This is a genomic window from Streptococcus pseudopneumoniae, from assembly GCF_001074975.1.
Lineage (GTDB): Bacteria > Bacillota > Bacilli > Lactobacillales > Streptococcaceae > Streptococcus > Streptococcus pseudopneumoniae_D.
The window spans coordinates 34732-58096 of sequence record NZ_JUUO01000127.1; the positions used below are offsets into that span (position 1 = coordinate 34732).

Genomic DNA, 23365 nt, shown 5'->3' on the forward strand with positions numbered 1-23365 from the left:
TTACTATCAGATTGACCATGAGCCGACTACTCATCTACACTATTTATTCTACCTGAAAATGGTTAAAATTTCAAGTGTAAACTCTCCTATTTCGTAGTATAAGCAAAACTGATGGCACTATCTGCTTGAGAGATTTTTCTAAAGGTATAGTTAGGGTTGCCACCATAGTTTGTCTCAGACACAAGGAAAGAACCGTCATCATATACTTTCTCGACAAAAGACACATGACCGTAGATGGCTGGTGTGCCATGTGTACCTCCCACAAAAGAAACAATGGCACCTGCTCTTGGTGTAGAGCCCGTTTCTCCACCAAGACTTGAAGCTGTCGCAACCCAGTCCTGACCATTTCCCATGGTATTAATGATTGAAATCTTCTCTCCGTTTCTACCTTTTAGCTTTAATCCTAACTGGTTCATACGAGCCGCAACACCCCATGTACATTGTCCATAGGCATAGGCCATACCATCTCCACCACCAGGAACAGAATGATCATACAAGTCCCCACGAACCCCTTCAAGGGATTGTGGGTCACTCTTTGCCTGTCCTCCATTTGTTTGACTAAAGCCTTTTTCAATTTGATAATACCATTCCGTTGCTCTAGTTTGTCTTTCCAGTAGTTTGTCACCAGAATTTCCCTCCCAATAGGTGAGGAAGAGTTGGGCGAGATTGGCTGAACTGCCCGTATTTTTAAAGAAATCCTTTAACCAACTTTGATAGTAAGGACTATCCCCATGAAGCATAAAATCAAGTTGGAGGTCTAAATCATACCATTTCTTATTTTGGGTGCGTGCATAATTCAACAAGGCTGTATGACGTGTTGACCCATCTGCGGTATCTGTCCATTGCCCTAAACCTAGACCTCTATGAAGAATATTAGGATAAGCACCACTATAAATGGCTGGCCCTCCTATCGCTAACCAGTTTTCATCATCCCATGAGGAATCGGTAGCTCCAACTGGAGGAGATAAATAATCTCCCTCAGCTCGTTTAGGATTGATAGAAGACTCTACCGACCAATTTCCTAAAATAGCCGCAATGGCTTGGGGACTTGCCCCTTGAGATTTCAAAAACTCATAAATATGTTTTGCTCGTTCAAACTCATCACCACCAAACTGACCAATGGCAGGTAAGATAGTTGTCTGAAGTTGAATGACTTTTGGAAAATAAAATTGCGGATTGACGTACACCAATTTTTCTTTCTTGTTCTTAAACTTTTGATAGGAAACTTTCAAACCTGTATCGTCTGGTGTTTCACCAATAATATCACCCGTTAGGACTCTTGTCCCCTCAATCGCACGGCCATTATGAATAGAATACAAGGTTAATCGACTCTCATTCTCTCCTTTTCCGTTAGTGAGAATAACATTGTCGCCATCTAGAGATACAACTCCATCCATTGGTGCGACAATCGTTTGGTGAGCCTTCGCTTCTAGTAGAATGTACTCCTGAAGGGTAGGTTTTCCGTCTAGATCATAATATCCGTAACGATACGTCATGGTTAAACTATCTTCGTTGCTTTTCCCCTCAAATGGATTGTCCAATTCCTGCATGGAAGCATAGACACCTTCTTCTTTTAGTTCCTTCATTTCCTCTTGATCGTCTTTCGATAGTTTATACTTAGGAGTTTCATAGAGGTCTTGCATGGATTTCAAATCATCCCCATCGTTTAAATCATGCCACAAAGTAGACAGATAATCCTTGTAAGTTTCTGAACTAAATAAGTGAACTGGTTTGTCTAACTCATAGTCATGGAATTTAAAGTTCATATACCCCATCTCATCATCAACTTTTGTGTAGTAAGTAATTCCTTTGTCATTTGTGCGAGTATGTTCTGCATCTTCCCAAGTCAGGTGGGTATAAGCTTTTGTTAATTCAAATTCATCTTGTTGAATCAAACTAGCAGATGAAAATCCTAAAAAGAAGCTCATCATAAATAATAGAAGAAAGACTAATCCTCCAACTATCCAGGTTACAGGATTCCCAGCCGCAAATGTAAAGAAGGAAAAGGCTGCTTTTAGTTTTTGATAGATATTTCGGACACTTGTAAGGCCTTGTTTCTTTAATTTTCGATACCGATTTTTAAAGGAACTTGGATTATCTTTCGCTAGTTTCCATCCTTTCCCATCCTTAAAATGATGGTATCGCTCTTTTGTGTTGGTCAGTCTTTTCTTGGTAAAACGACCTGTTGCTTGTCCTGTTTTGACACTAGCTTTTCCAAGATTATAAGAAAGCCGACTGTAGCGTTTCCCTTTTCTAATGGTCTCTTGAAGTGTGCGATAGCCTTCTAAATCTTCATTTTCTGAAGCTAACTCTCCACCTTCACGTCCAAGGACATAAAGAAAAGTTTTGGCTTTCCTACTGACTTTTTTGGACTTATAGGCTTGTTTAGTAGATTTTAGATTCTCTTTTGCGGCCTTGACTTCTTTCTTAGCTTTTAATTCTTCTAAACTCTTCCCTTGAAAGAAAAAATTAGATTTTTGTTTCGATTCCTGACCATAAAGAAATTTTTGATTGGTTTTTCTTTCTTTACGACTCTCTTTTCTTTCTTCTTTTGCTTCTACATTGGCTTCTCTAAATTGCTTCTTGGCTATTTTCAATCGTTTCCTAGCATGAGGCAATCGTCTGTTTCTTAATTCTTTGCGATTCAAAAAAGAAGGAGGACTATTTTGAAGAATATGATTGTAGTCTTCATTTGCTTGTTTTACTCTAGCCTTTGAAGCTTCTCTCATCTCCTCTAGCTTTTCTTTTATCTCTTTTTTCCATGCTTTTTCATCCAGTACAGCGGAATCTTTTTTCTGTTTCTTCACCTCCTTCTTTCCTTGTTTCAAGAATTTCTTCTCATCTTTTAGACTTCTTCTAAATGCCTTTCGTGCACGTATGATTTCTCTTTTATCCTTCATTTACCTTCCCCTTAATTAGAAGCCATTTTATCAGGATCCGTACTCATGATATCAAACAATTGAGTACCTTGAGGAATCTTATTTTTAAAGGGAACGACAACGGAACCAGCTTTTATTAGTCCTGCCCCTTTTTCTGGATTGACTAGGTATTTTTCAAGTTCTTTTGACAATCCTAAGAGTTGAACCAATTCTTCTCGGTCATTTTTTGCTTGCTTGAGAAGAATCATAAATTCACTATTTGCAATAATTCGTCTACCATTTGGATCTAACAATAAGGTTTCGACGTTTTGAGTTATTCCAGTCGGACTGGCTCCATATTTTCTGACACGACTCCACAATTTAAAGAAGAAATCACTGGCATATTTATCTAGTAAGAGAAGCTGCATTTCATCAAAATAAATCCAGGTCTTCTTCCCTAATTTTTGATTCCGAACGACACGATTCCATATCTGATCAAAAACAACCATAAGAGCGATTTGTTTCAGCTCATCTCCTAACTTCTTAACGTTATAAATCAAGAAATTAGATCCTGTCTGAATATTGGTCTTATGAGAAAAAATATCAAGAGAACCTTCGACATACAGTTCCATATCAAGTGCCAAATTCTGCGCTTCTTCTTCTGGCTGTTGACTCAAGACAAAAACCCATTCTTCCAAAGAAGGCTCTTTAAATGACTGATAGGTGAGTCTGGTAACTCGGTCGATAATCGATTTTTCTCTTCCATCCATTTTTCTATCCAATAACTTGCCAATAAAGGATAAAAGAAATTCTGATTTTACCTTTACAGGATCTTCATCCATATTTTCCTCAGACAAGTCAAGGACATTGAGATAGGTTTGGGAATCTGGCGCAATATCAATCATTTCTCCTCCAAAAGCCCGGCCAATGACACTATATTCTGCTTCTGGATCCACGATGATAATTTCAGTATTTTCACCAGACTCCTTGATTTTGGTCGTGATAATTTCATGCTTGGTTGCCATCCCTTTCCCAGCTCCAGATATTCCTAAAATCAGACCAGACGGTGTATTTAATAGACTGCGATCAATGGTAATAATATTACTTGATATTTGATTGATACCGTAATATTTCCCACTACGGTCTTGTAAGTCTACTGAAGTCCATGGAGAGTTCACTGCTACATTAGATGTTAATAAACTCCGTGATACTCCCTCTAAAAAATCACAACCAAATGGCAGCAAACTATTAAAGGCTGCTTCTTGCATATATGGAAGTTTATCAATCATTAGGTCATTTGAGCCGGCCACTTGTTGAATCGTATCTAGAGCTTGTTTGAGTTCTTCTTCATCCTGACCAAAAACACCAATCAAAAAGACTGTTTGAAATAGTTTATCTCCTGTCTCGGTCATGGTTTTTAAGAGTTCTTCAGCTTCATCGATATTGCTTTCTAAAACATGGCCTACTTTTTCCAAATAGATACCTGTACGAGCTAGTTTTTGTTGTTCCCCAATCTTTTGGGATTCCATCAAGGTCTTCTTTGTTCGTAGTTTCTTCATGGCATCTGCCTTAGTCGAACTTTGAGCATGAAGGCTTACAATCAATTCCAAATCTCCTTGCATGAGGTCTCGGATAAACTGATCCCCTAATTCCATGCCGTAGTCTCTCACATAGACAATCTGTAATAAGCGGTCATTGATTTGTAGGTAATTCTTGTTTTTAAAATCCAAGAGATTAGGGGCTATGAAGTGACGAGTTGTCTGACCAGATCTCGTTAAATCACGGTAAGAAAAAGGAAGATGGTGTTCTCCTCTAAGCATATCCGCCAACAAGTTCACACGGTTTTCTCCAGCCAAGGATTCAAATCGAGCATCAATTTCTGAGAAACCACTCTTGAAATATTCTCCAATTTGAGACAAGGAGCGATAAGCTTGTTTGGGATTAGAATCCTTTCTACCAAAGCTAATCAGTTTCACAGCTGAAAAATTATTTTCACCACTGTCTAAATTCTGATTCATCATCCGATTCAATTCTTTACGATAGGTATCATATCCATCTTCTTTTTCCTCATACAAAACACTTTGTCTGAATTTTTCTAAATTCAATCTTTTATTAAAGATAGTCAATTGGAAGTTGGTTTGGTCATCTAAAGAGTTAATCAAATCAGAATACTTCTCAATGATTGCGCCCTTATCTTCTAAACCAACGGTCTGGTAATTGACATCACCAAGTAAATAGCTTTGTGAGAAATAATCTTCTTTTACCTGCATCAGACCATTTTGATATAGGGCTTGATAGGAAAGAGTATTAGCCGTAGAGGGTAACACTTCCTCTTTTTTCCCTTTAACTACTTCCTTTTTATTAGTCATTGAAGTTTTTTGCTTCTTTAATGTATTTGATTTTCTTTTCATGTTCAGGTCCTTTCTTTCCTGTAATTGTGCGTAGGGGAACCGTTAATTCAAAATGAAGACGGTATTTCAAATAATGTTCAAAATATAAATCATTGGGTTTATAGACTCCAAAAAGCATGAGGGGGATGGTAAAAGCAAACACAAAACCGTAAACAAACCAATCTCCAAATTGCCAGAAAAAGAGATTCAAGCCCAAAACAATAATTGTGACAATAAAGGCTGGTAAAACAAAGATGATTTGTCTTGTGGTGAAACCTAACCAAGCCCTGTGTTGGTATTTTGAAATGTCTTTAAAGACACGTGTATTCATGACTTTCCTTTCTAAAAAGGCTAAGAAGCATTCACTTCCTAGCCTTTATCTAATTACATACCTAAGATTGAGCGAGCCGTACGTTGAGAACCAACGAGGGCAATAATCAGTAAGATAGCTTGTACCAAACTACCAAACATAATCGCAAGTGATTGCAGGACTCCTGCACCATTTGAAACAGCTATTTTCCCAGCAGATTCAAACAAAGGAACAAGAGAAACAATCAGAAAAATGAGAACCCCTTGTACCGCATAGACCATAATATTTTTTAAATAGCCAATACCAATAGACTTCCACTCATCACTTAAAAATGTTGGAATCGTAAGAGGGGCAAATGGAATCATAAGATAGAGTTGAATAAATCGAATAGATACCAAAAGATTGTCCATGGCTGCACTTACTATCCGAACAAGCCAAATGAGGAGGGCGAAAAAGCCCACAATCATCCGGCCAATAAATCCTGACCCTTTTAATCCAGAGATGGTATCATACTTTGCCCCACCGTGTGCCACAATCGAGGCCACTTGTTCAATGGCATGACTCGCAATCCCGATGATGGCTTCTACAATGACGGTCGTGTTGGTAATTACAACTGCGACCATGATATAACTAATCAACATCGGGGCTAATGCTTCAAAGGTCATCGCTCCACCTGAGTTAGCAATTTTCTTTGCCATCTTCGAAAATTCTAAGATGAGAACAACTGATAAAATCGCAACTCCAATAGGCTGCATGACACTTTTAGTAATACTAGACATATAAGTCCATACTGTTGGATTATAGCTAGATAGGGATTTAATCAGATCTACCGTAGATTGTAAATCTACATTAAACCCTTCAAATAAATTTTCAGCTGATATTTTTTCAGATGCAAGGTAAACAAAGGGTGAGACTAAACTAAGATTCATGTCATTGTTTATCCTCCTAAATTGAAATCTGGGTTACAAAGGCTCCAGCAGCCCCGACCATAACACCACCGACAATTTCAAGAATGGCATTCCGAACACCTGGTCCACCATCTTTAATATTGGTTGCAAGATTGACAATCCCCACAACAACGAGAAAGGCACCAACTGCAATCAATCCCTTCTGTAACAAAGACATAGCTTGTGCAAACATAGCACTTGCGTCTACTCCATAAACAAAACCTTTAAAATGCGTAATCATCTATTTCCTCTTTTCTATTTTTATTTTAAACTAGATTCAAAGGTTAAATCACGAATTCTAAGGCCTTCAAGATGATTTTCTTGACTTTGATTCAAAGGATTGATTTGATAGTTCCACCACCGTTCATCGGTTTCTTGATTGGCTAGGTACTTCCAGTTTGGATGCTTGATGGAATTGTATTTTTTGCTTTTAAAGACTGGCATATTAGCAATTCGAACCAAGCATTCATGCCGTTTCATATTTCCGACTTCGTCAGTTGTCATTAAATCACGAGCAATCTTTTGATGAGAAAGGGATCCTGAACCTGTCTGGCCAAAGGAACGACTCGTATTTCGAACATCAATGGTTTGTTTACCGAGTAAGCCACTCATAAATTTAAAGGTATCTTCATCATTACCACCTAAATAGACTAAGCTATCACAGTTCCCCAAAATGGTTTTCCAAGCTTCTTTTTCTTTATAGAGTCCTTGAAGTTGGGCAATATTTTGTAGAATAGGAACGAGACTCATATTACGAGAACGAACTGTTGAGGTTTGTTCAGCAAAATCTGGGATTTCTCCTATATTTGCGAACTCATCTAAGTAGACTCTCACATGAAGAGGTAATTGCCCCTTAAAATCAATATCTGCTTGTCTTGTTAGAGTTTGAAATACGGTTGAAAAAAAGAGGGCTGAAAGAAAGCGAAAGGTACTATCGTTATCTGGGATAACTAAGTAAACCATTGATTTTTCCTGGCCCCATGTCTTCATATCAAGTGTATCTCTTTTGGTCAAATCCATGACACTTTGAATATTGAAGAGGGCAAATTTAGCAGTGGTTACAGCTATAACAGAATCCAGAGTCTTATCCTTATAATTTTGAAAATCTGCCCAATTTCGCATGGTAAAATTTTCAGTTCCATACTTTTTAGCATAATTTTCAAATAGAATTTCTAAGACACTTTTTTCTTGGTTTTCACCCTTAGATAAGTGTTTAATGAGTTTTGAGATTTCAGCAAAACTTGGATAACGCCCTCGTTTTTTTCGCTCTTCCACTTCTTTTTTTTGACGTTTCAACAAGTTTTGGTATTTCTTTTGACTTAAACGACTTTCTTCTATGAGTTGTTCTCTTGTTTTGGGTGGATTATAGAAATCGACCAAGTAGGAGGCTAAAGCTCGGACCAAAGTCATAGAAGCTTCATCCCAAAATGGATCACTACGGGATCCAGAGCCTTTGGTATTATTAAAATAAACCGTCAGCATGCGATTCAAATCATTTTCTGTCTCTATATAGCGAAAAGGATTGAAGCCATCTGAGTTCTTCATATTGACTAAATCTAGCACCTTTACTTGATAGCCATGTTCCAAAAAGAGTCTTCCTGTTTTCTCAGCTAAGTGATCTTTAGGATCCACGACAATATTTGAACTATTCATCTGAATCAGATTGGGTTTTACAAAGCGAAAGGTCTTCCCACTTCCTGAACCTCCGATCACCGCAATATTCTTATTTCTATCATATTGGGGTGGTTTTTTATCTAATAATGTCAAACGAACATCTTGTGCTAAAATCGTATCATGAGAAAATTCCTTACCGTAAAAGAGCTTCTTTTCTTTTAGAGTTCCAAAACGGGCGCTCCCGTATTCTACCCCTTCTCGGTATTGTTTTTTACCAGTCTCTAGATAGAGATAAACCAGCAACATCATCACAAAGCCTAGTAGAAAAAAAGCACTTGATTTTCCAGTAAAAGAAACATTCCATGGCGACTGAAGAACTTCATCTTGCCCCTCCATCAGAAGATGAGTCCATTTATCTAAGCTATTTCCAGTATAGGAATCATACAAAAGCGTCAAACGATGAAAAAGATAGCCTAGTAAGATGCCTAACAGTGAGAATAATAGGAATTTCTTTCCACTGTACATCATCTCACCATCTCTTTCTGTTTGACGGCCCCTTCTTGTCTAAAGGTAATTTGGGATTTAGCCTCATCAATTGCATCGTCTAATGACTTATCCATGGTAAAATCAGCTAATTTCTCCGGATCATTAACCATTTTTTCTAACAGATGGTCTAAATGATTGTCCAGAATCGAACGGTCTTTCGTGTAGAAATGTAGAGAATCCCCTTGCCAAGCGATGGCTAAAGGAATCTCTTCTTTTTCTAAAAAAGCTTTAAATTTCTCTATATCAATTGGTTTGTCTAAAAAATCTTTTTTCAGATTAATCGTATCAATCGAATAAGGAGATTGTAGCAATTCTTCTAATTTCTGCACCCCTATCTTATAGGCGGAATCCTGTGCTAAAGCCTGACGCCTAGACCATTCTAGAATCTTTAAGAGACTTTTGACAGTAAATAAAAGACTACGCTCTGCATATTGAACTGCCATTCGTTCCTGTTGTTCAGAGGACATCTGATGCCTCCTTCTTCACAAATAGCAGCTTTCCTTCTTTATAACGATAAGCTATCAATTTCTGACGTTGCTTAATCGACTTAACAACCTGCAGTAGATCTCTCGAATAAGGTTCTCGAAGAGTAACTTCTACTGCTTTCCCATTAACGATACCAACACGTTTAAATTCAATGTAGTCTTTTTTGAGATGTCCTAAGCCCATACCAAAAGGAAAGTGATGAATCAATTGGATGGTACAACCACCTTTATTTCCCATTTGTTTCAAATCATACAAGTTTACTACCTTCATGATTAACTCCTTTATCTAGTTTGTCGCATCGTTTAAGTCTGGTAACGATAAACTCCGTGTCTGTTAGAAAATTCTCACACACGTCTTGTGCCAGTTGCCCTTCACAGGGAAATACTCTCAGTCCCTACTTACACAGGCACGCTAATCAAGACGGAGTGGATTCAATTTTCAAAGAACAGGTAGCTTTATTATAGATAAGAGTAGTTGAAATTTTTATCACATTTTTTATTTTTCTGTAGAGCTAAATTCATACTAAACAAAGATTTTGAAATAAAAGACTAACATTGTTACATAACGTTAGCATTTCATTTCCCTAAAACAAACTAATTTGGTCTAAAAAAGCAGCAAACTATAAACTAGTAGGTTCCACACCAAATGTAGACCCATACTGCCCCATAAGTCCGATTTATAGCGTACCATCCCTAAAAACATCCCAAGTGAAACATATAAACACCAAGCTAGAATGGTTCCTGGATGATGTACTAAGGCAAATAAAACACTTGTCAACGCAACTCGAATATCTAATTTTCTCACCAAATCCCATATAATTTCTCGATACAGAAATTCTTCAACCATACTCGCATTGATTAAAAACAATAAAAATGAAAACCAAGGAACTTGATGTTGAAGGCCAATTAAGTTTGCTTGATTCGTGCTTCCTTGAGCATGAATCAGACTAAAACATAGGCTTATAATTAGTAGGCTAACGAATCCAATACCAAGCCATTTTATCCTAGATTTCATATTGACCTTGACCACTTGTTTTCGTTGGCCATATATCCATAAAAAAGAAATGAGTGATGCACCATAGAGAATCTGTAGTATAGTTAACTCACCGATACAAAGAAATTTCAGTAAGTATAGAGATACCAATAGGACATTTACTTGTTGGAATATATAAACTGGAATTATTCTTTTCATAGTTACCTCCGAAATAAATCTTCATAATCTAAATCTAATACCTGCACAATCCTTTCTACCCATGGACTTTGAGGCATTCGTTGTTCCATCTTATAGTGGCGAATCTTTTGATACAAACGATTCAATTCACTTGGATAGTGAAACTCTCCCGCAAACATTTTTCTGGTTAACTCAATCCAGCTGATATTTCTTTCAGCCAATATAATGGACAAGTTCTCCCAAAATCGTTCAGCCATATTGCTTCTCCTTTAGTTAGATAAATAATGTGTTTGTGCCATGTAAATCAATTGTTTCGTATCTCTTGGCAATAAAGCTCTAGCCTCCTCTAGATTCAGATTTGGATAAACTCTTTTATTTGAAACCGCAAGAGGAAGTCTGATGGTTAGTTCAGGATTTTTTAATATCATTTCAATGAAATCCGTTAATCTTAAATTGTCACGGTTCTTAAATCGTAATAAATTTGGAGATAAAAACTCGAAACAATCTGAAGAATAGCTCATCAGCTCAATTAATTTATCCCTTGTCATTTCAGAAACTGAATGACAAGATACCTCAATGCCATAGTTTTGAAAGAAGTCTAAAAGAAGTTGATTTCTATGGTTATTTTTACTTAGATAGAGATCAATCATGGGAGACCTCCCAAAGATTCGGTTCCATTTGATATTCTGAGACGATTAAGGAATCTAATAGATCTGAGAAGTTAATTGATTTCTTGTCTTCATCATAGGCTTTTACAGTTACTTGGGTTGTAAGTATTCCCTCTTTTCCCTCGGCTCGATAGCCTTGCCCATATAAAACAAAAACAAGATTCTGATTATCATCTATAAAGGCATCAGCTCCGTTCTTTATATCCTGACTTTCAAGGAATTCCATAATGTTTTGAAGATAGGATTCGTAAAATAGGGGGTAGTTGTGTTTTTTATGGTAATCATCTAAAAATGTCACCTCAAACTCACATGGATAATTGGGCATCAAAAATATTTGTTCATCCAGCTGTCTGATTTCTGCATCATGTAATTCTGTTTCTAATTCATCACAATCTAGTATTGACTCTTTATTTAAAGCTTTCATCTTTTTCCTCTACTTCTTTTAATTTCTTTGCGATTGCGGCAATCACAGGAACGGTTACACTATTACCAGCTTGTTTATAGAGCTGACTATTACTAGAGACTTTTCTAGCAGCTTCAAAAGCCCAATCAGGAAATCCCTGCAGTCTAAAACACTCTTTAGGGGTGATTCTTCGTATCCTCAAACGGTAAAATTGTCCATCTATCAAGACACCGGCTACATGATAAACTTGTTTATCTTCTCCTTCATAGCTAGCCACTACTACTTCCATTTGACCACTAGTTGTTAACGTATTCGCTATACCTTTTCCAACTCTACCACGACGATACCGAGAACTTGGTCTTTCCAAATTGATTGAATCTCCTATTTCTGCTTGAGCATATCCTTTTTTAGTTGCTTCCCGCACTTTTAAAAATTGGATTGGTTCTGGAATTAGTATTTTAGGAATTTTATCTCCACCTTGCATTGTAGTCAGTGTTGGAGATAAGCCCTCACTTCCATAGACACGACCTGTCTCCTTAAAGCTAGTTGGTAAATCTCCAACAACGACAATGCCATGACGATCCTGAGTATTTAAAGTAAACATTGGCTCTTGATTATCCTTGAAACGTCTACCACTTTGTCTTTTGTCTAATCTATCTGGTGTCATACAAGGAATCGCAACCTTAAATCCTTCTCCTTTTCCACGAACTAAAGTTGGCGCAAGACCTTCTGAATAATAGACTTTACCACTCATTCCACTTTTTGATGGATTCAAATTCCCTAATTTTTTTAAAATCTCAGAGTTAGTTGCTTGACCTTCTCGTCTGAAAGGAAATAAGAGTCTGGTACCTTTCTTTCTAGAATGTCCGATAATAAACACCCTCTCTCTGTTTTGGGGAACGCCAAAGTCTTTACTGTTAAGCACCTGCCACTCAACATCAAACCCCAACTCATCAAGTGTGGTAAGGATTGTTGTGAACGTCCGTCCCTTATCGTGATTGAGTAGGCCTTTAACATTTTCAAGAAAAAGAAAACGTGGTTGGATTTGTTTGGCCGCCCGAGCAATTTCAAAGAACAGAGTGCCTCTAGTATCTTCAAATCCCAATCGTCTTCCTGCGATTGAAAATGCTTGACAAGGGAATCCCCCACAGATGACATCGACTTTCCCTCTAAGTTTTTTAAATTCGTCATCTGAAACATCTCGTATGTCATGAAATTCTATTTCTCCTTCCGTTTGAAAAATGGACTTATAAGATTTCCTAGCAAATTTATCAATCTCACAAAACCCAATACACTCGTGTCCAACACTTTCCATTCCAAGTCGAAAACCACCGATACCTGAAAATAAATCAATAAATCTCATTTCTTTATCACCCCTTTCTTATCGACTATCATTGTCAGAACTGTCACTCCACTTGAAATGACAATGAGCATAACTAATATCCACTCGATTGGCGACATTTAACCACCTCCTTTTCTAACACGGTTGTTCCAAACGGAATACAAGCCATTAAACACAAATTCAGCCAGTACTTCCGCACGTCTAACAAAGTGAACATTGTCAAGAGCATACTGATAGATTCTTTCAAAATCAGTCATAGCTATATCACTTGCTGTTTCAGAAAAACCTTCTCGTCTAAATTGATCTTGTACCAATCCCCAAATATAATCTCGATCATATTTTGTGACCTTATCTACTTTTCTTCTCAAGATAGGTTGAGTATTCCTCTCTTCCTCATCCTCAATAAATAAAGAATCAGTCTCACTATATTTAGTCTCACTAACTTCAGTCTCACTAACTTCAGTCTCACTAGGGGCTGAATGTGAGACGGGGGACGTTTCATTTTCAACCTGCCCTAGTCTTTTTTTAACACTAGGCCTGTTTGAATTACCTACTGGGGTAGAAGACAACTCCCCTAAATAAATCTTATTAGCTAGTCTTCCTTTCTCACTTGAAGACTGTTGAACTTCATCAATTAAGTCATATTCTTTAAGAATTTTTTTTATGGACAGTAATTTTGACTTCGAACAACCTAACAGCCTCATCAGTTTAGAATTAGAAAATACTAAATAGACTGCTCCTTCTTCATCTATCCAACCACGACTGAGAGATAATTCTAAACGATCTTTTAAAATAGAATAAGCCACCTTTACTTCTAATTTCATATTCATATATTTCTCATCCTCAAAAAGAATTTTAGGTAATTTATAATACCGTTCTGAAGTTTGGTATTGATTTGCGGTAATTCGTTTCATAGCGCTCCTCCAAGTTCTTTGAGTATTAAATCTCCACTTGATTCCAATCGAACCAAGCCACTTTTTTCCAATTCAGCCATAAGAGAGATGGCTTCAATAATATCAATTCCCATTTCACGTACTAAAAATGAAATGACAATATAGCGTGATGATTGTAATTCTTTTGTCATTTTCCCTCCTGAAAATAAAAAAAGGAGAACAATATTCAATTGTTCTCTCTTTAGATAAATATTTATTGTTGTATTCATTTTTCCGATGCGCAAACGACATCTACAAATACATATACATCTATGTGCCTTTTTAGGACTTTTTTGACCTCAAAATTGCCTTTATCTACAAAGACAAAATGCTTGTAAAACAGCTTAAAATCAAGGATTTTCACCCTTTTTTTCGTTGTAGCAACACTACACACTCCACGTGATGCGTCTGCGGAAATAGATCCACCGGCTGGACTTTCTTCAACTCATATCCCAATTCTCGGTAGAGTTTGATATCACGCGCCATGGTTGCGACATTGCATGAGATATAGGCGATGCGGTCTGCTCCTGTTTGGGTACTAGCTTTGATAAAGCTTTCTGTGAGTCCTTTTCTTGGTGGGTCTACTAATATAACACTTGGTTGAATACCGTCTTTGAGCCAATTCTTCATGGCATTTTCAGCTGTATCACAGACATAGTAGGCGTTTGCAATATTGTTCAATTGAGCATTCTTCTTACTATTCTCAACTGCTTCTGGAATCACTTCAACACCATAGACTTCCTTGATGTGTTTCGCAACAGAAAGGCCAATCGTCCCGATACCAGAATAGGCATCAATGACCACATCATCTTCTTTTAACTCCGCAAAGTCAATGGCTGTTTGATAAAGTTTCTCAGCCATTTCAGTATTGACTTGGTAAAAAGCGGGTCCAGCGATTTGGTAATCATTTCCCAACATCTGGTCAGTAATAAAGTCTTGTCCGTAAAGCGTACGCCACACCTTACCAAAAATAGCATTGGTATTCTGGTCGTTGGTATTTTGCATGACAGAGACAATCTCCGGGAATTGCTTGATTAGTTGTTCAATCAATTGATCAACACGAAAAACTTTCGGACGAGTTGTTACCAAAATAACCATGATTTGTCCTGAATAGTGTCCACGACGCACTACAAGGTTCCGAATCAAGCCTGATTGTTCCTTTTCATCATAAGGTTTCAAATCATAACGGCGGAGCAAGTCGCGTAGGGCTACTACTACCTCGTCAATCACAGGATCTTGGATAAAGAAATCTTCCAAAGGCATGAGGTCATGCGAATTCTTACGGAAAAATCCTGTTTCTAAGCTACCATTTACTCGACGAACAGGCACCTGTGCCTTGTTGCGGTACTTGACTGGATTTTCCATACCCAAAGTTTCAGCAACATCTACATCTGCAATTCCACCAATCTTGTAGAGACTGTCTTTGACCTGCTTGGTTTTAAACTTGAGCTGCTCTGGATAGGCAAGATGCCCCAAGTCAGCGATTCCTGAACGCAGGTAAGCCAAATCTAGATCTTGGTTACGGTGTGGTGACTGGATAAGGTATTCTTCAACCTTCCCAAAGCCAATCTTTTTATTAACTTTGAGGACACGCATGAGAATTTTTTCACTCGGTAAAGCATTTTCTACAAAAAATACCAAACCATCCACCTTGGCAACTCCTGCACCTTCATGGGTCAAATCAACAATTTCAACTTCTACAATATCATTTTTCTTTAACATTCTCTTCTCTTTCTATTGGCCGACAAAAAAGACGGCAACGTTACGGTTACCATCTATTATACCATGAAATTTCTTAAGAACCAAAACTCTTAAAGAAGTTAACAATGGCTTGCCAGAGAGAGCTTAAGAAGTTCCCACCGTCCTCTAGTGCCTTATCCGCATCAAAGTTAAGGTTGATATTTTTAAAACTGTCGCCAGCTTGTGAAACGATGCTTTGTTTAAGGTCATTTAAGGTTTTAGTGAAGTCTGCATTGCTGAGGATATCACTCTTTGAAAGATTCAAAGCAAAATTGATGATGATATTAATCTGGTTTCCTGTTATAACCTGATCAAGTTTGTAATTTTTCAAGGTATCTTCAACGATTTTGCGGACATCTTCTTCTGTCAGATTTCCCTTACTTTCTTTAGCTTTGGCAATTCCTGACTTGATATCAGCTAGGGCAACGTTTAATTTATTAGCATCAAAGCCTGACTTGTCCTTGTTTTCAGCATTGATATCTGACAAAGCCTTCAGCTCTTCTTGAGCCAAATCTTTATTAGCTTGTGTCACCTTGGCTCCATTAGCTTCTAGCGAATAGTAAATCCCCGCTAAAGCACTATCACCTGTAACTGGAATAGGCGCTGCTACAGTGATTTTAGCATGTTCCACACCCAAGGTTACTGCTGCATTTCGGTACATATCCTGAGTTACCTTAGTGATGTTTTCTGGTGTTTCAATTTTGACCTCAAGTGGTGACTTGTCACCTAGTTTTTGAATCTTGGCTGATGAATACAGTTGTAAGCTAGAGTCATTGGCCACATTCATGATTTTAGAATAGACATCAGGTGTCATGGTCTTGAGTTCTTTGGTATCCGATGAGGCATTGTAGCCCAGTTTTTTAAGTGTTTGATTTTTTTGGTCTTCAGATAGGGAAGAACCTAGGACATATTCAGGTTGAACATAGGTTTCATCAATGACTTTTTGAACATCTGTTGCTGCATGGGCGCTATTCATAGCTGTTACTGCCCACAAGACCGCAGCACTGGTCAGAAAGAGTTTCTTTCTCATAGGGAATTTCCTCCTTTACCTTTCTAGAGTAATATATCTATCTTAAAGAAAACTTATAGCAAAAACACCTGGTCTAGCCAGATGTTGAAAAGAGAGTGAAACATTTGATGATGTATAGGTTGAGTTGCACCTGTCTAGAATAGTAATAGTTTCCTCCATTTACATAGAGCTCTGCACCGTGAAAAATGGAAATGGGATGAATATAACTATAAGTCTTTCCAGTGGTATTACCAAGCAAAGGGGCAACAATCTCACGAGAGTACTGTTTGGCCAGAGCAAGAGTATTTTCCTTGCCATTTTGGGCGATATAATCGATATAGGCAGGTCCAAAATTATAGGCTTGAACAGCTGTCCAGACATCAACGTCCTTCTTCTGAGCCAGATAAAGATTGTCTGTCAGAGTTTGCACACCTTGTCGAATGCTAGAGGCATTATCATTGATGGTGTTGGTGGAGCCACTTGCAGACTCACTAGACTGCATAACATCGCCTTCTTTTCCTTTTGTTTCAGTATAAATCATAGCGAGCACAAGCTCTTCGTTTGCTGGGGTGTCTTTTTCACTCAAGATTTCGCGCACCATAGGTTGATAGGTCATGACTTGCTTGACATCTTGGTGAACACGGTAAGCTTTATAGCCAGCAAAAAGGAAGACTGCTAGTACAAGCACTCTTCGAATTCGTTTAAACATTATTTACTTTGGATATCCTCGATATTTTTGATTAAGATAGAGTAGGTTCCATTGTCGTTTTGGATAAACTCAACAGACTCAGCATCTTGATAGACGTTATTGGGAACGATGAGCTCAATTCCATTTGACAAGGAGAGTTTTTGGTTTTCAAATTTCTTTAATTGGCGACTGGCATCAATTTCATCAAATTGAACAGGCTCAGGTACAGCTTCCTTGACTTGATCGATAAAGCTCAAACGTGCAGTCAGATTGTTGTCAAAAAGGTCATTTGCCAGTTTCTCAGGTGACAATTCATTGCTTTCTTCTAGGTTGTTGAAAATCGCTGATTTGACCTTGGATTGAAATTGAAAATCATCTGTATTAAAGGTTTCAGCAATTCTCTGGGCTGTTTTTTCCAGTTCCTTGATAGATTTCTTGGGTGAAATCTTAGGAGCGACAGCTAGGAGATTTTCTGAAAAATAGTTCAAAAAAGTCCCATTGTACTTGATTCGTTTTTCAATCAGGTGATACTTGCGACTTTGAAGATTGACCACCAAGGCCTCATCTGCACCCGTCCCAAATCCAGGCAAGTTATTCTGAGTCAGCTTGATGGGATTATCAACTTCTCCTCCAAGGTGAGTCAGGGTCTCACGCAGGGCAATTCGTAAGAAAGCGAAATGTTCCACTCCTTCTTTAGAAAATTGCACAAAAATCAAGTCATTAGTTTTGAGATTTTCTGAAATGCTGAACTCCTCTTTCCAGAGATTAGCCAGTGTTACTGATGTCTCCAACAAATCGTCTGTGATGTGATTGAAGAAGGGATTTTCTTCTTCGAAAATCCCAGTCTTGGCTTCATCTGAATACACACGTTCAATTTTTTTTCGCAGGTATTCTTCAATTTTTGGAGTGATATTGAGAAACTTATCCGCTAGAAACAGCTCGGTATCATCTGGGCTAAACTGATGGATAATAGCTTTCTTAATATAAATGTCCATAAAAATATTAGTCCTCGTATAATGGGAAGGCATCTGTCAATTCTTTAACTGCACTTCTCACTTCTTCTAAGACAGCCTCATTTTCTGCATTCTTAAGGGTTTTAATGATCAGTTCAGCCACTTTACGACTTTCTTCTTCACCAAATCCACGCGCAGTAATGGCTGCTGCTCCGATCCGAATCCCACTTGTCTTGAATGGTGACAAGGTTTCGTAAGGAATTGAGTTTTTATTTAGAGTAATATTGACTTCATCCAGCAAGTTTTGAGCAACTTTTCCGTTTTCTACAACCTTAGTCACGTCCACTAGGAAGAGGTGGTTTTCAGTCCCTCCAGAAATGATACGGAAATCAGGGTCTTGCAAGAAGATATCTGCCATAGCCTTGCTGTTCTTGATAACATTGGCAGCATATTCCTTGAAGGCTGGATCCAAAACTTCTTTGAAAGAAACAGCTTTAGCTGCCACAACATGCTCCAAAGGACCACCCTGAATACCAGGGAAAATTGCTGAATTGATTTTCTTAGCTAAGTCTTCATCATTGGTCAAAATCAAACCACCACGAGGTCCACGAAGAGTTTTGTGGGTCGTTGTTGTAGTGATATGAGCGTATGGCACTGGACTTGGGTGAAGACCAGCTGCAACCAAACCAGCGATATGAGCCATATCTACCATAAGCTTAGCCCCAACAGCATCCGCGATTTCACGGAATTTTGAGAAGTCGATAATTTGAGAATAGGCTGACGCACCAGCTACAATCAGTTTTGGTTTTACTTCTTGTGCTTGCTTCAAGATAGCATCAAAGTTCAAGAGTTCTGTTTCAGGATCCACGCTATAAGAAACAAAGTTGTAGGTTTGACCAGAGAAGCTGACAGGAGCTCCGTGGGTCAAGTGTCCACCTGCTGCCAAATCCATCCCCATAACGGTATCACCTGGCTCAATCAAGGCCATGTAAGCCGCACAGTTAGCTTGGCTTCCTGAGTGTGGTTGGACATTGGCAAATTTAGCACCGAAAATTTCTTTCGCGCGTTCAATAGCAAGAGTCTCTACAACATCCACCACGCCAGTTCCACCATAATAACGGCGACCTGGGTAGCCTTCGGCATATTTATTCGTCAAGATAGACCCTTGAGCTGCCATAACAGCCTTGGAAACTACGTTTTCCGAAGCAATCAACTCGATATTGTTTTGTTGGCGTTCTTCTTCTTTGGCAATAGCATTCCAGAGATCAGCATCATATGCTTTAAAATCATCTTTGTCAAAAATCATAGGTCTTCTCCTTTATAGTGTGACAGGTCATTTAGTTTAAGAAAATAAACTAAATGATGCGAATAAACCGTTTCTGCACTTTATCACAAGTATAACCAACTTTTTCATAAAATGCATGAGCACCCAGACGGTGATCAGCAGAGTTTAAGCGGATAAACTCATAACCACGTCTTTTTGCTTCTTCTTCCAACCCTTGCAGTAAGCATTTACCGATACCTTGACCTTGCGCTTGAGGTGAAACTGCTAAGGCTAAGACATTAAATCCTGCTTTGGAATAGAGTGATTCGTATACTTCAGCATGGACATAACCAAGCAAAACATGACTAGCTTCATCCTCATAGCCAAGTAGGAAATGATGGGAATCCTGAAATAGTCTAGCTAATTGGCTAGCCGTGTCCTCTGGACTAAAAGAATAACCCAACGCCTCTTGGTTGATGTCACAGATAGCTTTCACATCTGTTTCTTGCAAATCTCTTAGCATCTCATTCCTCCTCAAAAGAAATCTCTGGCAACTGAGCAAGGATGTCTTCTCGCTTAATGGCCCCTTGGCGTAAGATTTTCACCTTGTCTCCAGACAAGTCCAAAATAGTTGAATCCTGTCCAGTTAGAAAAGCATCGTCTTCCAGCCCCAGAACCTCTTGGTCAAAATCCTCTAGAATCTGACTAAAGGTCACTCCACTCGCCTGACCTGAGATATTAGCAGACGGGCCAATCAAGGGACCTGTCACTCGAATTAAATCCAGTGTGGTAGGGTGACTGGGCATCCGAAATCCAACAGTTTCAAGACCAGAATTGACCCAGTAGGGAACTCTATCATTGGCTTCGAGAATAATGGTCAAGGGACCTGGCAAAAAGATCTCGACAAGTTTTTGTAGATAAGTTGGCTGATGCTTAGAAAAGTACAAGATGTCCTCTAGAGAGGCAACATTGAGATTGAGTGCCTTGTCTCTAGGACGACGTTTGAGTTGGTAAACATGGTCCACTGCTTTTTCGTCTAGAGCCTTGGCAAAAAGACCATAAACAGTCTCTGTAGGCAGAACAACAGCCCCACCCTTTTCCAATTCTTGTCTAATCCTGTCCATCATCAACTACAACCATCCTATCTTGACCAAATTGGTCTTTGAGTGTTCGAACTCTCTTTTCAGGAAGATGCTTCCTAAAAAGTTCAGGGACACTTTGACCTTGCTTGTATCCAATTTCAAGGTAAATCTTACCACCATCTTTGAGATAGTCTTTTGCATCTTCCGTAATTCTACGGTAAATAGCTAGGCCATCCTCATCTGCAAAGAGGGCTAGGTGAGGCTCTGAATGCAAAACATTCAAACCAACCTCTGACTCATCTTCACGAGAGATATAGGGTGGATTGGAAACAATTATATCATATTTTTCAGAAATTTCTGTAAAACAGTCAGATTTTTTTAAAAATATTTGAAGATTTTGATTTTTAGCATTCTCGGAGGCAAGGTCAAGCGCCTCTTGAGAAATATCTGCTGCTGTCACTGACCAATCGGGTCTATTTTTAGCGAGTGCAAGAGCTATGGCCCCACTTCCTGTTCCGATGTCCAGAACTTTGAGATTATCCTTCGGATTCTCAGCCAAAATGAGTTCTACCAACTCTTCTGTCTCTGGGCGAGGAATCAAGACCCGCTCATCAACTTTTAACTGCATTCCATAAAAATCTGCCTGTCCAATGATATACTGTGCCGGTTTATGAGCTGCTAACTGTTGGAAAATTCCTTTTACAAATACTTCTTCCTCTTCCGTCACTACCTGCTGAAGAGCAAAGACAAAGTCTGTAAAAGAGAGATTTTTCAGGCTACGATAGACAAAAGAGAGGCTTTCAGCTTCCTCTCCTTGTCTTATCAACTCTTCTTCAAAATCTGAAAATAATTGAGCTAATTTCATTATTTGTTTAATTCTTCTAATTTTTGCGTTTGGTCATAAAGAACCAAGGCATCCACAACTTCGTCCAATTTACCAGACAGAATGGTATCTAGTTTTTGGAGGGTCAAACCAATACGGTGGTCAGTCACACGGTTTTGTGGGAAGTTATAAGTACGAATCCGTTCTGAACGGTCCCCAGTACCGATTGTCGACTTACGCTCAGCGTCCTGTTCATCCTGAGCAATCTGAGCAAAGTGGTCAGCAACACGCGCACGGATGATTTTCATGGCTTTCTCACGGTTCTTCTGTTGAGTACGTTCTTCCTGCATCTCAACCTTGATATTGGTTGGCAAGTGAACGATACGAACGGCAGTAGCAACCTTATTGACGTTCTGTCCACCAGCACCAGAGGCGTGATAGATGTCGACACGAAGGTCTTTTGGATCGATATCGTATTCTACTTCTTCGACTTCAGGCATGACAAGAACTGTGGCAGTTGATGTATGGACACGACCTTGGCTTTCTGTCACAGGGACACGTTGAACACGATGGGCACCAGACTCATACTTGAGTTTAGAGTAAACAGACTGACCTGAAACCATGGCAACCACTTCTTTGAAACCACCGACACCGTTCATAGAGGCTTCCATGATTTCAAAGCGCCAGCCTTGGGCTTCCGCATACTTTTGATACATGGTTAGCAAATCTCCAGCGAAAAGTGCTGCTTCGTCTCCACCAGCAGCGCCACGGATTTCAAGGATAATATTCTTGTCATCATTTGGATCTTTAGGAAGGAGCAAGATTTTGAGTTTTTCTTCGTATTCTTCTTTTTCAGCCTTGGCATCTTTGAGTTCTTGCTTGGCCATTTCTTCCAAATCCGCGTCTCCGCCTGATTCTTTAATCATCTCTTCAGCGTCAACGATGTTTTGAAGGACTTGTTTGTACTCACGGTAGGCTGTTACTGTATCACGAGTTGAAGCTTCTTCTTTTGAAAGCTCCATAAAACGTTTGGTGTCAGAGACCACATCCGGGTCACTCAGCAATTCTCCTAATTCTTCATAACGGTCTTCTACAGCTTGTAGTTGATCATAGATGTTCATTTTTCTTCATTCTCCTTATTGATTTCAGGGGCAAAATAATGTTTACGGCAAACTGAGATATAGGTTTCGTTACCACCAATCTGGATCTGTTCTCCATCGTAAACGGGCAGTCCATCCTGTGTTCGCAAAACCATAGTCGCCTTTTTCTTACAATACTGACAGATGGTCTTGATTTCGTCAATCTTGTCTGCTAAGAGCAAGAGATACTTGGAACCTTCGAACAGTTCATTTCGAAAATCATTTTTCAAACCAAAAGCTATGACAGGTATGTCTAACTCATCAACAACACGAGCTAGGTCATAAACATGATGACGTTTGAGAAACTGGGCTTCATCGACCAAAACACAGTAAGGCTTTTCTGGTAGGTCTCGGATATAGCCAAAGATATCTGTCGTCTCCTCAATCGCAAGAGCAGGGCGTTTCATACCGATTCGACTCGACACATAGCCAACACCGTCACGCGTATCCAGAGCCGAGGTCATAATCACAACACCTTTTCCTTGCTCCTCATAGTTATAGGCCACCTTGAGAATCTCAATCGTCTTACCAGAGTTCATGGTCCCATAACGATAATACAACTGTGCCATGTTTCTTGCTTCACGTCCATTTCTAAATTTTTGCTATATTCTAGTATATCATAATTTTCTTAAGCTTTAAACGGCAAAATGTGGTAAAATAGAAGAAATCAAAACTAGTGGAGGAAACTATTATGCCATTTGTACGCATTGATTTATTTGAAGGACGCACGCTCGAGCAAAAGAAAGCTCTTGCTAAGGAAGTAACGGAAGCTGTTGTCCGTAACACTGGAGCACCTCAATCTGCTGTCCATGTCATCATCAACGACATGCCAGAAGGAACTTACTTCCCTCAAGGTGAAATGCGCACCAAATAATCTAGCTTAAGCAGAATTGCTTAGGCTTTTTCAATCTCCAAGTAGCATCCATTGAAGAAATAGTTCAAATTTGTTACAATTTGAAAAGAGACTTGGAAAAATATCCAATAAAAGAGCTATTTATTAA

Annotated in this window: 26 protein-coding genes; 1 reads left to right on the forward strand and 25 read right to left on the reverse strand. The window is 38.8% G+C overall.

What is annotated here, in order from left to right:
• Positions 1-86: 86 nt before the first annotated feature.
• The 25 genes from ADI86_RS08465 to ADI86_RS08580 all read right to left on the reverse strand — a co-directional run bounded on the left by ADI86_RS08465 (position 87) and on the right by ADI86_RS08580 (position 22933).
• On the reverse strand, positions 87-2900 hold the full coding sequence (locus ADI86_RS08465) for a phage tail tip lysozyme (protein WP_049532579.1): 2814 nt from the start codon (positions 2898-2900) through the stop codon (positions 87-89).
• 11 nt (positions 2901-2911) lie between these two features.
• Positions 2912-5269 (reverse strand): VirB4-like conjugal transfer ATPase, CD1110 family, encoded by a 2358-nt coding sequence (locus ADI86_RS08470; RefSeq protein ID WP_193390666.1) that lies wholly within the window; start codon positions 5267-5269, stop codon positions 2912-2914.
• Entirely contained in the window at positions 5220-5579 is a 360-nt protein-coding gene (locus ADI86_RS08475; RefSeq protein WP_002933260.1) for a PrgI family protein, read from the reverse strand. The genes ADI86_RS08470 and ADI86_RS08475 overlap by 50 nt, the downstream gene beginning before the upstream one ends.
• Before the next feature lie 53 nt (positions 5580-5632).
• Complete coding sequence (locus tag ADI86_RS08480) at positions 5633-6487, reverse strand: hypothetical protein (protein ID WP_049532581.1); 855 nt, start codon at positions 6485-6487, stop codon at positions 5633-5635.
• Positions 6488-6503: 16 nt separating this feature from the next.
• Positions 6504-6746: a hypothetical protein gene (locus ADI86_RS08485; protein ID WP_000627865.1), complete on the reverse strand. Its 243-nt coding sequence runs from the start codon at positions 6744-6746 to the stop codon at positions 6504-6506.
• A 20-nt stretch (positions 6747-6766) separates the two neighbouring features.
• Positions 6767-8644, reverse strand: a complete 1878-nt coding sequence (locus tag ADI86_RS08490; protein ID WP_049532706.1) for a VirD4-like conjugal transfer protein, CD1115 family — start codon at positions 8642-8644, stop codon at positions 6767-6769.
• Positions 8644-9132 (reverse strand): hypothetical protein, encoded by a 489-nt coding sequence (locus ADI86_RS08495; protein ID WP_000093677.1) that lies wholly within the window; start codon positions 9130-9132, stop codon positions 8644-8646. The genes ADI86_RS08490 and ADI86_RS08495 overlap by 1 nt, the downstream gene beginning before the upstream one ends.
• Positions 9122-9421 (reverse strand): hypothetical protein, encoded by a 300-nt coding sequence (locus ADI86_RS08500; RefSeq protein WP_049532582.1) that lies wholly within the window; start codon positions 9419-9421, stop codon positions 9122-9124. Before ADI86_RS08500 ends, ADI86_RS08495 begins: the two co-directional genes overlap by 11 nt.
• A gap of 333 nt (positions 9422-9754) precedes the next feature.
• A complete protein-coding gene (locus tag ADI86_RS08505; RefSeq protein WP_049532583.1) occupies positions 9755-10342 on the reverse strand; it encodes a CPBP family intramembrane glutamic endopeptidase in 588 nt (195 codons plus the stop codon).
• 2 nt (positions 10343-10344) lie between these two features.
• On the reverse strand, positions 10345-10578 hold the full coding sequence (locus ADI86_RS08510; protein ID WP_000840776.1) for a hypothetical protein: 234 nt from the start codon (positions 10576-10578) through the stop codon (positions 10345-10347).
• A 12-nt stretch (positions 10579-10590) separates the two neighbouring features.
• Positions 10591-10971, reverse strand: a complete 381-nt coding sequence (locus ADI86_RS08515) for an arsenate reductase (protein ID WP_049532584.1) — start codon at positions 10969-10971, stop codon at positions 10591-10593.
• Positions 10964-11413 (reverse strand): hypothetical protein, encoded by a 450-nt coding sequence (locus tag ADI86_RS08520; RefSeq protein ID WP_049532585.1) that lies wholly within the window; start codon positions 11411-11413, stop codon positions 10964-10966. Before ADI86_RS08520 ends, ADI86_RS08515 begins: the two co-directional genes overlap by 8 nt.
• Positions 11397-12755 carry a DNA (cytosine-5-)-methyltransferase gene (gene dcm, locus ADI86_RS08525; protein ID WP_049532586.1) on the reverse strand — a complete coding sequence of 453 codons (1359 nt, stop codon included), beginning with the start codon at positions 12753-12755 and terminating at the stop codon, positions 11397-11399. Before dcm ends, ADI86_RS08520 begins: the two co-directional genes overlap by 17 nt.
• 98 nt (positions 12756-12853) lie before the next feature.
• Positions 12854-13648 (reverse strand): replication initiator protein A, encoded by a 795-nt coding sequence (locus ADI86_RS08530; RefSeq protein WP_049532587.1) that lies wholly within the window; start codon positions 13646-13648, stop codon positions 12854-12856.
• Positions 13645-13818, reverse strand: a complete 174-nt coding sequence (locus tag ADI86_RS12045) for a hypothetical protein (RefSeq protein ID WP_080983215.1) — start codon at positions 13816-13818, stop codon at positions 13645-13647. The genes ADI86_RS08530 and ADI86_RS12045 overlap by 4 nt, the downstream gene beginning before the upstream one ends.
• Positions 13819-14026: 208 nt before the next feature.
• Positions 14027-15388: a 23S rRNA (uracil(1939)-C(5))-methyltransferase RlmD gene (gene rlmD, locus ADI86_RS08535; protein ID WP_049532588.1), complete on the reverse strand. Its 1362-nt coding sequence runs from the start codon at positions 15386-15388 to the stop codon at positions 14027-14029.
• 73 nt (positions 15389-15461) lie between these two features.
• Positions 15462-16436 carry a DUF1002 domain-containing protein gene (locus ADI86_RS08540; protein WP_049532589.1) on the reverse strand — a complete coding sequence of 325 codons (975 nt, stop codon included), beginning with the start codon at positions 16434-16436 and terminating at the stop codon, positions 15462-15464.
• Positions 16437-16509: 73 nt separating this feature from the next.
• Positions 16510-17124 (reverse strand): cell wall hydrolase Pmp23, encoded by a 615-nt coding sequence (pmp23, locus tag ADI86_RS08545; protein ID WP_049532590.1) that lies wholly within the window; start codon positions 17122-17124, stop codon positions 16510-16512.
• Positions 17124-18098 (reverse strand): nucleoid-associated protein, encoded by a 975-nt coding sequence (locus ADI86_RS08550; protein ID WP_000356103.1) that lies wholly within the window; start codon positions 18096-18098, stop codon positions 17124-17126. The genes pmp23 and ADI86_RS08550 overlap by 1 nt, the downstream gene beginning before the upstream one ends.
• A gap of 7 nt (positions 18099-18105) precedes the next feature.
• A complete protein-coding gene (gene glyA, locus ADI86_RS08555) occupies positions 18106-19362 on the reverse strand; it encodes a serine hydroxymethyltransferase (protein WP_049532591.1) in 1257 nt (418 codons plus the stop codon).
• A 49-nt stretch (positions 19363-19411) separates the two neighbouring features.
• Positions 19412-19843, reverse strand: coding sequence for a GNAT family N-acetyltransferase (locus ADI86_RS08560; protein ID WP_049532592.1), 432 nt, complete (start codon positions 19841-19843; stop codon positions 19412-19414).
• Between the two features lies 1 nt (position 19844).
• Complete coding sequence (locus ADI86_RS08565; RefSeq protein ID WP_049532593.1) at positions 19845-20447, reverse strand: L-threonylcarbamoyladenylate synthase; 603 nt, start codon at positions 20445-20447, stop codon at positions 19845-19847.
• Positions 20431-21267, reverse strand: a complete 837-nt coding sequence (gene prmC / locus ADI86_RS08570; RefSeq protein ID WP_049532594.1) for a peptide chain release factor N(5)-glutamine methyltransferase — start codon at positions 21265-21267, stop codon at positions 20431-20433. The genes ADI86_RS08565 and prmC overlap by 17 nt, the downstream gene beginning before the upstream one ends.
• Positions 21267-22346, reverse strand: coding sequence for a peptide chain release factor 1 (gene prfA, locus ADI86_RS08575; RefSeq protein WP_049532595.1), 1080 nt, complete (start codon positions 22344-22346; stop codon positions 21267-21269). The genes prmC and prfA overlap by 1 nt, the downstream gene beginning before the upstream one ends.
• Positions 22343-22933, reverse strand: coding sequence for a thymidine kinase (locus ADI86_RS08580; protein ID WP_049532596.1), 591 nt, complete (start codon positions 22931-22933; stop codon positions 22343-22345). Before ADI86_RS08580 ends, prfA begins: the two co-directional genes overlap by 4 nt.
• Before the next feature lie 122 nt (positions 22934-23055).
• Here ADI86_RS08580 and ADI86_RS08585 point away from each other — a divergent pair, with 122 nt between their 5' ends.
• The gene (locus ADI86_RS08585) at positions 23056-23238 is read left to right on the forward strand and encodes a 4-oxalocrotonate tautomerase (RefSeq protein WP_001117401.1); all 183 of its coding nucleotides are present in this window, start codon (positions 23056-23058) and stop codon (positions 23236-23238) included.
• Positions 23239-23365 lie beyond the last annotated feature (127 nt).